The sequence below is a fragment of the Pseudomonas sp. p99-361 genome, from assembly GCF_003935475.1.
GTDB lineage: Bacteria > Pseudomonadota > Gammaproteobacteria > Pseudomonadales > Pseudomonadaceae > Aquipseudomonas > Aquipseudomonas juntendi.
In genome coordinates this window covers 1-12,168 of sequence record NZ_RHQO01000015.1, presented here as the reverse complement: position 1 = coordinate 12,168, position 12,168 = coordinate 1, and the positions used below count along the sequence as shown (strand labels likewise).

Genomic DNA, 12,168 nt, shown 5'->3' with positions numbered 1-12,168 from the left:
ATCGATAGACGCACGTTATCAGACTTGCCGATTTGTGACAGAAACAAAAGTCTTAGCGGCGATCCAGCGAGTAGACGAAGGGGGCCACGACTTCGATGGTGCCATTGTTCAACAACTCGGGTGGCGGCTTTGGCACTTTGCCGGCGCGGCGGATCATTTCCATGGTCGCGCGGTCCAGCGCGGCACTGCCCGACCCACCGGCCATCGAATACGACACCACCTTGCCCTCGGCGTCGACCACGAAGCGCAGGCGGTTGATGCCTTGCAGGCCACGGCGGCGCGCGTCTTCCGGGTACCGTTTGTACTTGGCCAGGTGGCGCAGCAGGTCACTCTGCCAGGTCGGCAGGGCGTTGCTGTTGGACGCGATGCTCGGGGCCGGTGCCGCGGACTTCTGCGGTGGCGTATTGCTCGGCGGCGCGTCGACGGTCTGCTCGGTCGGTGGTGCTTCCTTCGACGGCTCAGGCTTCTTCTCAGGCTTGGGCGGCTGGGGCTTGGCCTTCGGCTTGGGCGGCTTGGGGATGGCGATCTTCGGCTTGGGTGCCTCCACCAGCTTCGGCAAAGGTGGTTCCTCTACCGGTGCAGGTGGCTGCGGCGCCGCTTTCGGGGGCGGCGGTGGCGCGGGTTCCGGCAGCGGTGCCAGTTCGACCATCATGGCTGCTGGCGGCAACTCGATGGCCTGCGGCACAGACCAGTTGAGCGTCAGCAGCACGGCGACCACGTGCACGCCCAGCACGATCGCCAGGCTGCCAGCGTAGCGCGCCATGTTTGAGCGCGGTTTTGTCATTTCTTGGCTGCCGTCTCGAGACCTACCAGGCCGACTTTCAGGTAGCCGGCCGAGCGCATGTTGTTCATCACTTCCATCAGGTCACCGTAATCCACGCCTTTGTCGGCCTGGAAGAAGATGGTGGTTTCCTTGTCACCCTTGGTCTTGGCGTCGAGCATCGGGCCAAGCTGGTCGGGTGCCGGGACCTGATCGTCGCCGACGTACAGCTTCTGGTCTGCCTTGACGCTGACGAACACCGGCTTCTCGGGCCTCGGCGCCGGTTTGGCGGTCGAGGCCGGCAGGTCGACCTTGATATCGACTGTGGCCAGGGGGGCGGCAACCATGAAGATGATCAGCAGTACCAGCATTACGTCGATGAACGGCGTAACGTTGATTTCGTGGTTTTCGGCGAGGTCGTCGCCACCTTCGTTGAGATGCAGGCCCATGGCTTACCCCACTTTCACCATGTGCGGGGCGGCGCGCTCGCTGCCTTGGTGATCCAGATCGCGGCTGACCAGCAGCAGTACCTGCGCGGAAGCATCGGACACCTGAGCCTTGTAGCCGGCAATGGAGCGGGCGAAGACGTTGTAGATGACCACGGCCGGGATTGCCGCGACTAGGCCCAGGGCGGTGGCCAGCAGGGCTTCGGCGATACCCGGGGCGACCACGGCCAGGTTGGTGGTCTGGGTCTTGGCGATACCGATGAAGCTGTTCATGATGCCCCAGACGGTGCCGAACAGGCCGACGAACGGGGCGGTGGAACCAATGGTGGCAAGTACGCCGGTGCCGCTGCTCATGTTACGGCCGCTGGCATGCACCAGGCGCTCCAGGCGGAAGCTGACGCGTTCCTTGATACCCTCTTTCTCGCGGGCATTGGCCGACAGGCGCATCTCTTCAAGGGCGTCGTGCACCAGGGTATGGGCCAGCGTGCCTTCCTTGCTGGAGACTTCGCTGGCATCTTTCAGCGTGGTGGCCTTCTTCAGCTGGGCGATTTCGCCACGCAGGCGGCGTTTGGCGCCCATCAGCTCGAAGCCTTTGGCGATCCAGATGGTCCAAGTGATGATGGAGGCGATAGCCAGGCCGATCATGACGATCTTCACCACGATGTCGGCGTTCTTGTACATGCCCCAAGGGGACAGGTCGTGGGCCATGCCCAGCGAGGTATCTTCAACCAGGGCTTCGACGCTTGGGTCTGCTGCAGCTGGTGCACCGGCAGTGGCGCTGGTGGCGGGTGCCTCGCCAGCCGGGGCGGTGCTCGGGGCAGCAGCGGCAGTGGCGGCGGCCGGCGTGGTGGTATTGGCGGTTGGCTCATCGGCCATGGCTGCCGGGGCCAGCACCAGGCTGAGCGTCAGCGCGGCGATGGCGCGCCAGGCGCGCGACTGGGTTGGCGAAGCGGAGGGTTTAGTACGTGTCATGCTGGCCGGACCTGATGAAGAGAAAAGACGAACGTTCTCCAAGGCCTCGAGGCGGGCCGAGAACAACTTGGTCGCCATTATTGCAAGTAATTCTTGTTAACAAAAGTAATATTGTAGCTTTTTTCGCCTATGGTCTAGCCATCCATCGTGTAGCGTGGTTGGGCTGATCAGTTGGTCCAGGGAGTTTTGTGATGTCAGACCTTTCCGTGATGGTGGTGGGTTGTGGTGATGTAGGCGGGCGCTTGGCCCGGCAGATGCTGGCACGTGGCTGGCAGGTCAGCGGTCTGCGCCGTTCGGTGGGGCAATTGCCTGCGGGGGTTCACCCGGTGGCTGCGGACTTGGCCGAGCCTTCGCTGCCAGCCGCATGGCCACGGGGTACGCTGGACTACCTGGTGTACTGCGTGGCGGCCAGCCAGCATGACGAGGCGGGTTACCGGGCGGCCTATGTCGACGGTTTACGCCATGTGCTGGCCTGGCTGGCCGAGCGTGGCCAACGGCCGCGCCGCTTGCTGTTCGTGTCAAGCAGTAGCGTGTATGCGCAGAAGGACGGCGAGTGGGTTGAGGAAGGGTCGGCGACCGAGCCCGAGGGGTATTCGGGGCGGGTGATGCTGGAAGCGGAGCGCTTGGCCCTTGGCAGCGGCATACCGGCGAGTGTGGTGCGCCTCACTGGCATCTACGGCCCCGGCCGCGAGTGGCTGCTGAGCCAAGTACGCCAAGGCTATCGGGTGGCTGAGCAGCCGCCGCTGTACGGCAACCGTATTCATGCCGAAGATGCTGCCAGCTTGCTGGCGTTTCTGCTGCGGGAAGATGCTGATGGCAAGGCGTTGGACGACTGTTACATCGGGGTTGACGATGATCCGGCACCGCTGGCCGATGTGGTGGCCTGGTTGCGGGCCTACCTGGGGGTTACCGAGTGGTCAGATGAACAGCGCGTGCGGCGTACCGGTAGCAAGCGCTGCAGCAACGCACGGGTGAAGGCGTTGGGCTGGGCACCGGTGTATCCGAGTTACAAGGAAGGCTACGCAGCCATCCTGGCGGCGAAAGCCTGACCACACCCTTGACGCGACTTCTGTAGGCGCGGCCTGGCGTTGCGATTGGACTGCAACGCAGCCCTGGCAATCCACGCGGCGACGCTGATGCCCTGGTGCCGTGTTGCGGCCCTGTCGCGAAACAAGGCCGCTGCTGCAGGCTTCAGTTTTTTTCCAGCAACCACTGGCGCTTGCCCGCTGCCAGTTGGGGCATGTCATCAGCCTGGGCACGGTTCACCGCCTGGAAGATCTCCAGCTTGTCGCCGTCACGCTTGATGATGAAAGGCGCACCCCGTTGGTTGCGCTCCAGCCACAGGCTGTCGTTGCTGCCGCCCATGGTGGCGCAGTCGCCGGCCAGGCACAGGGCGAAACGGTCTGGCCCAGGCAAGCCAGTGACGTTGCCGGTATCGCTGAAGCGCACTTTTCCGCCTTGGCCCTGGCCTTCGAGAATGGTCCATTCACCGCCCAGATACGCTTGGTACAGGGCTTTTTCGAAGCTGCTGCCCAGCGGGGCGTTGGCGGTGGCAGAGGGTTGTACGCGGACAAAAGCCTGCTTTGCGCCGCTCTGGTCTGTGGTCAGCAGTTCGTCACCGTCCAGCGCAAGCTGCTCGGTCTGGCCACCGTCAAAGCTGGCCTGCAATTGCTTGTCGAGCGTGACCAGCTGGCCGTCCGCCGCTTCGAAGCCATTGCTGTAGCTGGCCTGCTGGTTGGCGACGTCGAGCTTCCACTCGAATACCGGACCATTTTCATTGAGGGCCTGGCGCAGGCTGTCGCCCTTTACCGCGGCCTTGATCGCAGCCTGGTTGATCCAGGTGCCGTTGAAATCTTCGGGTTTGTGGCTGGCGCAGCCGCTCAGGAGCAGGGCTACCAGCGCGAGGGGCAGTGCGTGACGCATGTCGGGAAACCTTGCGCAGGAGAGGGGGCGACGGGCAGGGTGCCCGTCGCCCAAGGCATCATTCGATGACCAGGATGGCGTCCATTTCGACCTGGGCGCCTTTTGGCAGCGCGGCAACGCCAATCGCGGCGCGGGCTGGGTAAGGCTGTTCGAAGTAGCGGCCCATCACTTCGTTGACCTTGGCGAAGTGGCTCAGGTCAGTCAGGAAGATGTTCAGCTTGACGATGTCCTTGAACGAACCGCCGGCAGCCTCAGCCACGGCCTTGAGGTTCTCGAATACCTGCACGGTCTGGGCTTCGAAGCCTTCGACCAGCTCCATGGTCTTCGGGTCCAGCGGGATCTGGCCGGACATGTACACGGTATTGCCGGCCTTGATCGCCTGCGAGTAGGTACCGATAGCGGCGGGGGCCTTGTCGCTGTTGATGACGGTCTTGCTCATGATGACTCCTTGCGGTTGGCGGACTACGTACGCATGCGGGTGATGCGGACCACACCGGTCAAGGTACGCAGCTTCTTGATCACACGGGCCAGGTGCACGCGATCGTGTACGCTGACCACCAGTTGGACCACGCTGATACGGCCGTCGCGCTCGTCCATGCTGATTTTCTCGATATTGCCGTCGGCCGCGTTGACGCTGCTGGCAAGCAGGGCAATCAGGCCGCGCTGGTGCTCCAGTTCGACCCGCAGTTCGACATTGAACTCGCCGGTGATGTCCTTGGCCCAGGAAAGCTGCACGCATTTTTCCGGGTTGTGGCGGATTTCACTGATGTTGCGGCAGTTCTCCAGGTGTACGACCATGCCCTTGCCTGCCGACAGGTGGCCGACGATCGGGTCGCCCGGGATGGGTGTACAGCACTTGGCATAACTCAGTACCAGCCCCTCGGTACCGCGGATCGCCAGCGGCCCTTCCGGTGCTGGCAACTGTTCGCCTTCGGCTGACAGCAGGCGGCGCGCAACCACATACGCCATGCGGTTGCCCAGGCCGATATCTTCGAGCAGGTCTTCGATCAGTTCCAGGCGGTACTCCGCCAGGATCGCCTGGATACGTTCCTGAGGGATCTTCTCCAGGCTGCTGTCGAAGCCGGTGAGCACCTTGTTCAGCAGGCGTTCGCCCAGGCTGATGGATTCGGACCGGCGCTGCTGCTTGAGCGCGTGGCGGATGTGCGTGCGCGCCTTGCCGGTAACCACGAAGTTGAGCCAGGCCGGGTTTGGCCGGGCGCCCGGGGCGCTGACGATTTCCACCGTGGACCCGCTCTGCAGCGGTTCGGACAACGGCGCCAGGCGGCGATTGATACGGCAGGCGATGCAACTGTTGCCGACGTCGGTGTGTACCGCGTAAGCGAAGTCGACGGCCGTCGAGCCTTTGGGCAGCTCCATGATGCGGCCCTTGGGCGTGAACACGTAGACCTCGTCCGGGAACAGGTCGATCTTCACGCTTTCGATGAACTCCAGCGAGTTGCCAGCACGCTGCTGCAGCTCGAGGATGCCTTTGACCCACTGGCGGGCACGGGCGTGGCTGCCCTTGGGTTGCTCGTCGTCGTTGGACTTGTACAGCCAATGCGCCGCGATGCCGTTGTTTGCCATCTCTTCCATCTCGCGGGTACGGATCTGGATTTCGATGGGCACGCCATGCATACCGAACAGCGTGGTGTGCAACGACTGGTAACCGTTGGCCTTGGGGATCGCGATGTAGTCCTTGAAGCGGCCGGGCAGCGGCTTGTACAGGTTATGCACGGCGCCGAGCACACGGTAGCAGGTATCGACTTTGTCAACGATGACGCGGAAGGCGTACACGTCCATGATCTCGTTGAAGGCGCGGCGCTTGCCGCGCATCTTCTTGTAGATGCCATAGAGGTGCTTCTGCCGGCCGCTGATTTCGCCTTCGATGCCATCGGCAGCCAGGCAGTTCGCCAGCGAGTGCTCGATCTTGGCGACGATTTCCTTGCGGTTGCCACGAGCGCTTTTCACCGCACGGTGAATCAGCGACGAGCGCATGGGGTGCATGGCCTTGAAGCCGAGGTCTTCGAACTCCACGCGCACCGTATGCATGCCCAGGCGGTTGGCGATGGGGGCGTAGATTTCGAGGGTTTCCTTGGCGATGCGCCGGCGCTTTTCACCGGACAGCACTTCAAGGGTGCGCATGTTGTGCAGGCGGTCAGCCAGCTTGACCAGGATCACGCGAATATCGCGCGCCATGGCCATGGCCATTTTCTGAAAGTTTTCAGCCTGCGCCTCGGCCTTGGTTTCGAAGTTCATCTGGGTCAGCTTGCTGACCCCGTCAACCAGCTCGGCCACGGTCTCGCCAAATTGCTGGCTGAGGGCTTCCTTGGCGATACCGGTGTCTTCGATCACATCGTGCAGCATGGCCGCCATCAGGCTTTGATGGTCCATGTGCATGTCGGCGAGGATGCTGGCCACGGCCAGCGGGTGGGTCACGTAGGGCTCGCCGCTGCGGCGGCGCTGCCCGTCGTGGGCCTGTTCGGCATAGAAATAGGCGCGCCGGACCAGGTTGACCTGTTCAGGGCCAAGATAGGTCGACAGCCGTTCGGCCAAGGCTTCTATACCCGGCATGGGTTTACCTCCTGCCGAGGAAGAGGGCCTTGCGCCGTGCGACGTCGACCTGGCATCAATCAGACAGCCTCGTTGTTCTCGTCCTCGAACGCGGCGAACACCGGATCCTCGGTGACGATCTCTTCAGCGGCGATGAATTCGTTGGTGACGATGCCTTCGGCGATTTCACGCAGGGCAACGACGGTAGGCTTGTCGTTTTCCCACGCTACACGTGGTTCCTTGCCGCCGGTCGCCAGCTGGCGAGCGCGCTTGGTCGAGAGCATGACCAGCTCAAAGCGGTTATCCACGTGTTCCAGGCAGTCTTCAACAGTTACGCGGGCCATGGTCTTCCTCAGTAGCAAATGCGGTGGGCGTGCAGCCCAATAGTGGGCAGGCGGACTCGATAGTATAAAAATTCACCAGCCAATAGGGAAGCGCTGTTTTGCCGAGCAGCGTCATCACCAAGCCTGCCACCGCACCCTGCAGGCGCGGTTTCAGCCGCGAAAGGTCCGAAACAGACACCCTCGACGCATGAGCCTGACGATAACCTCAGAGCATCGCGCCGCGCAACCTCGGGGTCAGCTCTTCGAACAAGGTCTGCACCGAGCGCAGTGCCCGGCAGTCCGGGCGGGTCAGCAGCCATAGCTGGGTGTCGCAGCCGGCCAGCGGCCCGCTGAGCGCATCGACGCCGGGCAGCGCGTGCACCATGTAGTCCGGCAGCGCCGCCACGCCCAACCCGGCGGTCACCAACTGGGCGATGGTCGACATGCTGCTGCACTGGTAGCGCGGGCTCAACCCGGGGTGCTGCTGGTTGCGCCAGACCACCGTGGGGTGGTCCTGCATGGAGTCGTCAGGGGCGATCCACGGGGTGCTGGCAGGCGATTCGGCCAGCCGCTCGCGCCACTGCGGCTGGCCGCAGATGACATAGGACGTCGAGCCCAGGTTGCGGCCCACCAGGTGTTCCGGCGGTGTATTGGTCAGGCGTAGGGCAATGTCGGCGTCGCGCCGGCTGAGGTTGGCGAAGGTGTTGGAGGTGCCCATTTCCAGCGACAGCGCCGGGTAGTTGGGCATGAACTCGGCCAGCGCCGGCAGCAGCAGGCTGTGCATGACCGCCTCGGTACAGGTCAGGCGCACCGTGCCGCTGACCACCTGCTCGCCACTGGTCATGGCAATGCGCGCGGCCTCCAGCGCCTGCTCGGCACGCTCGGCCTGCTCGGCCAGGGCCTGGGCAGTATCGGTTGGCAGGTAGCCTTTGCGGCTTTTCACGAACAGCGCAGTACCGAGGGCCGATTCCAGCCGGCGTATCGAGCGGAAGACCGTCGATACGTCAACTTTGAGCAACTCGGCGGCCTTCGCCAGCGAGCGGCCACGCTCCAGTGCCAGGACCAGAGTGAGGTCGGCGTGGGTGATCTGATATTGCATTGGTGCACGCTCTGCTTGCCGAATTGCCAATGTCTGTTGCATCAGGGCCATTTTATAGTGAAACCGCCCCCCGGAATCAATGCGCCCGGTCGGGTCAACAATCCCCACGATGGGAAGTGAAAAGAACAACAGCTGCAACCATCGTCGCCCATGAGGCGCCAGCCGTACCCCCCACATCGCCGCAGCAAATCAAAGGATGTACAGCCATGACGTCGGTCACCCCGTGCGCCAGTTCTTCCAGCGAGATGAAAGACTTCCTCCAGGCCCATCCGGACACGCAGTACGTCGACCTGCTGATCTCCGACATGAACGGCGTGGTACGCGGCAAGCGCATCGAGCGAGCCAGCCTGCACAAGGTGTACGAAAAGGGCATCAACCTGCCGGCGTCGCTGTTCGCCCTGGACATCAACGGCTCCACCGTGGAAAGCACCGGCCTTGGCCTGGACATCGGCGATGCCGACCGTATCTGCTTCCCGATCCCTGGCACGTTATCGGATGAGCCGTGGCAGAAGCGCCCCACAGCCCAGTTGCTGATGACCATGCACGAACTGGATGGCCAGCCGTTTTTCGCCGACCCGCGGGAAGTGCTGCGCCAGGTGGTCAGCAAGTTCGACGACCTGGGCCTGGCTATCTGCGCCGCCTTCGAGCTTGAGTTCTACCTGATTGACCAGGACAACCTCAATGGCCGCCCGCAACCGCCGCGCTCGCCGATTTCCGGCAAGCGCCCGCAATCGACCCAGGTGTACCTGATCGACGACCTCGACGAATATGCAGATTGCCTGCAGGACATGCTCGAAGCCGCCAAGGAGCAGGGGCTGCCGGCGGACGCCATCGTCAAGGAAAGTGCCCCGGCGCAGTTCGAGGTCAACCTGCACCACGTTGACGACCCGCTGAAAGCCTGCGACTACGCGATCCTGCTGAAGCGGCTGATCAAGAACGTGGCCTACGACCATGAAATGGACACCACCTTCATGGCCAAGCCCTACCCGGGCCAGGCAGGCAACGGCCTGCACGTGCACATCTCGCTGCTGGACAAGAAAACCGGCAAGAATATCTTCGCCAGTGACGACCCGCTGCAGAGCGATACCCTGCGTCACGCCATTGGTGGGGTGCTGGAGACGATGCCGGCATCGATGGCCTTCCTGTGCCCGAACATCAACTCCTACCGCCGCTTCGGCGCCCAGTTCTACGTGCCCAATGCGCCGAGCTGGGGCCTGGACAACCGTACGGTAGCCGTCCGCGTGCCCACCGACAGCAGCGACAACGTGCGCCTTGAGCACCGTGTGGCCGGCGCCGACGCCAACCCGTACCTGATGCTGGCGGCCATCCTGGCCGGCGTGCATCACGGCCTGACCAACCAGGTCGAACCCCAGGCGCCGATCGAAGGCAACTCCTACGAGCAACTCGAACAGAGCCTGCCGAACAACCTACGCGATGCCTTGCGCGCGTTGGACGACAGTGAGGTGCTCAACCAATACATCAGCCCGGACTACATCGATATCTTCGTGGCCTGCAAGGAAAGCGAACTGGCCGAGTTCGAAGTGTCGATTTCCGACCTCGAGTACAACTGGTACCTGCACACGGTGTAAGCCCATGAGCGCAACTGCGGTCCCCTTGATCGGTGTCAGCGTCTGCCGCCAGCAGGTGGGGAAGAACTCGTCGCACACGGTTGGCGACAAGTATGTCGAGGCGGCCGCGTTTGCCGGCCTGCCGCTGATTCTGCCGGCCCGTGACGGTGGCAGCGACACGCAAGCGTTGCTGGCCTGCCTGCACGGCATTGTTTTTACGGGCTCGCCTTCAAATATCGAACCGCATCATTACAATGGCGCCCCCAGTGCCGCGGGCACCCTTCATGACCTGGCGCGTGACCGGCTGACCTTGCCGCTGCTGCAGGCGGCGATCGCCGCCGGTGTGCCGATGTTGTGCATTTGCCGTGGTTATCAGGAATTGAACGTGGCCCTGGGGGGCAGCCTGCACCAGCGTGTGCAAGAGCTGCCTGGCTACCTGGACCATCGCGAGCCCGAGGGCGCGCCCCTGGAGGTGCAGTACGGCCTTCGGCACCCGGTGTTCGTAGAGCCTGGTGGCTTGTTCGAGCGCCTGGGGCTGGCAGCGCAGTTCGAGGTCAACTCGCTGCACAGCCAGGGCATCGAGCGCCTGGCTTCGTGCCTGCGGGTCGAAGCGCGGGCCCCGGACGGCCTCATCGAAGCGGTGTCCATGCCCGGTGCGCCGGGCTTCGTCCTTGGCGTGCAGTGGCACCCAGAGTGGCGGTTCAGCGAAAACCCGGTCTCGCTGCGCCTGTTTCAGGCGTTTCGCGAGGCCTGCATTGCCTATGCAGCACGGGAGGGCGCACGGCTGACGCGCCCCTGACAGCAAGCTTTCAATGAGTGAAAGCGGGCCTTGTGCGCAAGGCCTGTAAGAACAATTCCAAAACTTACGGCAAATACTCATGAGCAATTACACCGAAGCCGCCCGCCCACCCGACCTGGCGGCCGAAGCGGGCAACAATCAGCGCAGCAAAGGCCTGGCCAAGGGTCGCCTGGGCTTGCTGGCCAGCGTGGTACTGGGCATCTCCACCATCGCCCCGGTCTATACCCTCACCGGCGCACTGGGCCCTACCGTGCGTGAGGTAGGGGCACACCTGCCAGCCGTGTTCATCGTCGGCTTCCTGCCAATGCTGCTGGTAGCCTTGGGCTACCGTGAACTGAACTCGGCAGAGCCGGACAGCGGCACCTCCTTTACCTGGTCGGCGCGCGCCTTCGGGCCGATGATCGGCTGGATCGGGGGGTGGGGGCTGGTGGTTGCCACCACCATCGTGCTGTCCAACCTGGCGGGGGTGGCGGTCGACTTCTTCTACCTGTTCCTCGGCCAGATCACCGGCAGGCACGCGCTGGCGGGGCTGGCCGACAACCTGTTGATCAACATCGTCACCTGTTGTGTGTTCATCGCCCTGGCGGTGTGGATCTGCTGCCGGGGCATGGCCACCACCATGACCGTGCAGTATGGCCTGGTGGCCCTGCAATTGCTGGTGTTGGTCGGCTTCGCTTTCGCCGCGTTCGGCGGCACCACCGCGCCACCGCCGATGGCGTTCGACCTGGCCTGGTTCAACCCATTCGGCGTGGAGTCGTTCTCGGCCTTTGCCGCGGGCTTGTCGCTGTCGATCTTTATCTTCTGGGGTTGGGATACCTGCCTGACCGTCAGCGAAGAGTCGGTTGGCAGTGAAGAGGTGCCGGGCAAGGCTGCCACCTTGACCGTCATGCTGATCCTCGGCCTGTACCTGTTCACTGCCATTGCCACCCTGCAGTTTGCCGGCATTAGCGAAACCGGCCTGGGGCTCAACAACCCGCGCATCCAGGAGAACGTGTTTGCCCACCTGGCCGGCCCGGTGATGGGGCCGCTGGCGATCCTGATGTCCATTGCCGTGCTGGCCAGTACCGCAGCCTCGTTGCAATCGACCTTCGTGGCGCCGGCGCGCACGCTGCTGGCCATGGGTTATTACGGCGCAGTACCGCCGAAGTTCGCCAGCGTTTGCCCACGCTCGCAGACCCCACGCTACGCCACCATTTGTGCAGGTGTGGCGGCGGGCCTGTTCTACGTGACCATGCGTACGCTGAGCGAGAACGTGTTGGCCGATACCATCACTGCGCTGGGCATGATGATCTGTTTCTACTATTCGCTGACGGCGTTTGCCTGCGTCTGGTATTTCCGCGGCAGCCTGTTCAGCAGCGTGCGCCACTTCTTCATGCGTGGCATGTGCCCGCTGGTGGGTGGGGTGATTCTGTCGGTGATCTTCGCGCGTACCGCCATCGACAGCGCGTCGCCGGACTTCGGCAGCGGTTCGCATGTCGGCGGGGTGGGGCTGGTGTTCGTGATTGCCGCGATCATCTCGGTGCTGGGCATCGGGCTGATGATGCTGTCACGCCTGCGTGCGCCGGCGTATTTCCTGGGGGCTACCCTGCGCCAGCAGGCCACCCTGCCTTTGCAGGAATAAAGCAAGGGGCCGCGATGCGGCCCAATCGCCGGCAAGCCAGCTCCCACGGGGATCGCATCAGGGCTGACAGGTGTTTGCCACAAGGTATGCAGCGCCTGTTAGAGCGA

General features: G+C 63.4%; 12 protein-coding genes. 4 read left to right on the top strand and 8 right to left on the bottom strand.

The window, feature by feature from the left end; all coding sequences use genetic code 11:
* Window positions 1-52: 52 nt before the first annotated feature.
* Genes EGJ22_RS09280 through exbB form a run of 3 tightly spaced genes read right to left on the bottom strand, consistent with a single transcriptional unit; the run spans window position 53 to window position 2,178 of the window.
* Window positions 53-784 carry an energy transducer TonB gene (locus tag EGJ22_RS09280; RefSeq protein ID WP_029886878.1) on the bottom strand — a complete coding sequence of 244 codons (732 nt, stop codon included), beginning with the start codon at window positions 782-784 and terminating at the stop codon, window positions 53-55.
* Window positions 781-1,209, bottom strand: a complete 429-nt coding sequence (gene exbD / locus EGJ22_RS09275; protein ID WP_009684525.1) for a TonB system transport protein ExbD — start codon at window positions 1,207-1,209, stop codon at window positions 781-783. The genes EGJ22_RS09280 and exbD overlap by 4 nt, the downstream gene beginning before the upstream one ends.
* Before the next feature lie 3 nt (window positions 1,210-1,212).
* Window positions 1,213-2,178, bottom strand: a complete 966-nt coding sequence (gene exbB, locus EGJ22_RS09270) for a tonB-system energizer ExbB (RefSeq protein ID WP_009684526.1) — start codon at window positions 2,176-2,178, stop codon at window positions 1,213-1,215.
* Between the two features lie 191 nt (window positions 2,179-2,369).
* On the opposite strand from exbB, the gene EGJ22_RS09265 reads away from it, so the two are divergent.
* A complete protein-coding gene (locus EGJ22_RS09265; protein ID WP_029886877.1) occupies window positions 2,370-3,227 on the top strand; it encodes an SDR family oxidoreductase in 858 nt (285 codons plus the stop codon).
* Between the two features lie 142 nt (window positions 3,228-3,369).
* Here the strand turns inward: EGJ22_RS09265 and EGJ22_RS09260 are convergent, their stop codons facing one another.
* From EGJ22_RS09260 to EGJ22_RS09240, 5 genes are all read right to left on the bottom strand, one after another.
* Window positions 3,370-4,101 (bottom strand): hypothetical protein, encoded by a 732-nt coding sequence (locus tag EGJ22_RS09260; RefSeq protein WP_029886876.1) that lies wholly within the window; start codon window positions 4,099-4,101, stop codon window positions 3,370-3,372.
* A 58-nt stretch (window positions 4,102-4,159) separates the two neighbouring features.
* Entirely contained in the window at window positions 4,160-4,540 is a 381-nt protein-coding gene (locus tag EGJ22_RS09255) for a RidA family protein (RefSeq protein WP_009684531.1), read from the bottom strand.
* 23 nt (window positions 4,541-4,563) lie between these two features.
* Entirely contained in the window at window positions 4,564-6,672 is a 2,109-nt protein-coding gene (spoT, locus tag EGJ22_RS09250; protein WP_009684532.1) for a bifunctional GTP diphosphokinase/guanosine-3',5'-bis pyrophosphate 3'-pyrophosphohydrolase, read from the bottom strand.
* 59 nt (window positions 6,673-6,731) lie between these two features.
* Complete coding sequence (gene rpoZ, locus EGJ22_RS09245; protein WP_003253383.1) at window positions 6,732-6,995, bottom strand: DNA-directed RNA polymerase subunit omega; 264 nt, start codon at window positions 6,993-6,995, stop codon at window positions 6,732-6,734.
* Between the two features lie 205 nt (window positions 6,996-7,200).
* Window positions 7,201-8,073 carry a LysR family transcriptional regulator gene (locus tag EGJ22_RS09240; RefSeq protein WP_009684533.1) on the bottom strand — a complete coding sequence of 291 codons (873 nt, stop codon included), beginning with the start codon at window positions 8,071-8,073 and terminating at the stop codon, window positions 7,201-7,203.
* A 245-nt stretch (window positions 8,074-8,318) separates the two neighbouring features.
* On the opposite strand from EGJ22_RS09240, the gene EGJ22_RS09235 reads away from it, so the two are divergent.
* From EGJ22_RS09235 to EGJ22_RS09225, 3 genes are all read left to right on the top strand, one after another.
* Window positions 8,319-9,662 carry a glutamine synthetase family protein gene (locus tag EGJ22_RS09235; RefSeq protein WP_371921039.1) on the top strand — a complete coding sequence of 448 codons (1,344 nt, stop codon included), beginning with the start codon at window positions 8,319-8,321 and terminating at the stop codon, window positions 9,660-9,662.
* A gap of 4 nt (window positions 9,663-9,666) precedes the next feature.
* Window positions 9,667-10,440, top strand: coding sequence for a gamma-glutamyl-gamma-aminobutyrate hydrolase family protein (locus EGJ22_RS09230; protein WP_029886873.1), 774 nt, complete (start codon window positions 9,667-9,669; stop codon window positions 10,438-10,440).
* 79 nt (window positions 10,441-10,519) lie between these two features.
* Window positions 10,520-12,061, top strand: coding sequence for an APC family permease (locus EGJ22_RS09225; RefSeq protein WP_064314229.1), 1,542 nt, complete (start codon window positions 10,520-10,522; stop codon window positions 12,059-12,061).
* Window positions 12,062-12,168 lie beyond the last annotated feature (107 nt).

What these genes read in the sequence shown, in the direction of transcription:
- EGJ22_RS09280 (WP_029886878.1), bottom strand. Translation starts at nt 784, where the DNA reads ATGACAAAACCGCGCTCAAACATGGCGCGCTACGCTGGCAGCCTGGCG.
- exbD (WP_009684525.1), bottom strand. Translation starts at nt 1,209, where the DNA reads ATGGGCCTGCATCTCAACGAAGGTGGCGACGACCTCGCCGAAAACCAC.
- exbB (WP_009684526.1), bottom strand. Translation starts at nt 2,178, where the DNA reads ATGACACGTACTAAACCCTCCGCTTCGCCAACCCAGTCGCGCGCCTGG.
- EGJ22_RS09265 (WP_029886877.1), top strand. Translation starts at nt 2,370, where the DNA reads ATGTCAGACCTTTCCGTGATGGTGGTGGGTTGTGGTGATGTAGGCGGG.
- EGJ22_RS09260 (WP_029886876.1), bottom strand. Translation starts at nt 4,101, where the DNA reads ATGCGTCACGCACTGCCCCTCGCGCTGGTAGCCCTGCTCCTGAGCGGC.
- EGJ22_RS09255 (WP_009684531.1), bottom strand. Translation starts at nt 4,540, where the DNA reads ATGAGCAAGACCGTCATCAACAGCGACAAGGCCCCCGCCGCTATCGGT.
- spoT (WP_009684532.1), bottom strand. Translation starts at nt 6,672, where the DNA reads ATGCCGGGTATAGAAGCCTTGGCCGAACGGCTGTCGACCTATCTTGGC.
- rpoZ (WP_003253383.1), bottom strand. Translation starts at nt 6,995, where the DNA reads ATGGCCCGCGTAACTGTTGAAGACTGCCTGGAACACGTGGATAACCGC.
- EGJ22_RS09240 (WP_009684533.1), bottom strand. Translation starts at nt 8,073, where the DNA reads ATGCAATATCAGATCACCCACGCCGACCTCACTCTGGTCCTGGCACTG.
- EGJ22_RS09235 (WP_371921039.1), top strand. Translation starts at nt 8,319, where the DNA reads ATGAAAGACTTCCTCCAGGCCCATCCGGACACGCAGTACGTCGACCTG.
- EGJ22_RS09230 (WP_029886873.1), top strand. Translation starts at nt 9,667, where the DNA reads ATGAGCGCAACTGCGGTCCCCTTGATCGGTGTCAGCGTCTGCCGCCAG.
- EGJ22_RS09225 (WP_064314229.1), top strand. Translation starts at nt 10,520, where the DNA reads ATGAGCAATTACACCGAAGCCGCCCGCCCACCCGACCTGGCGGCCGAA.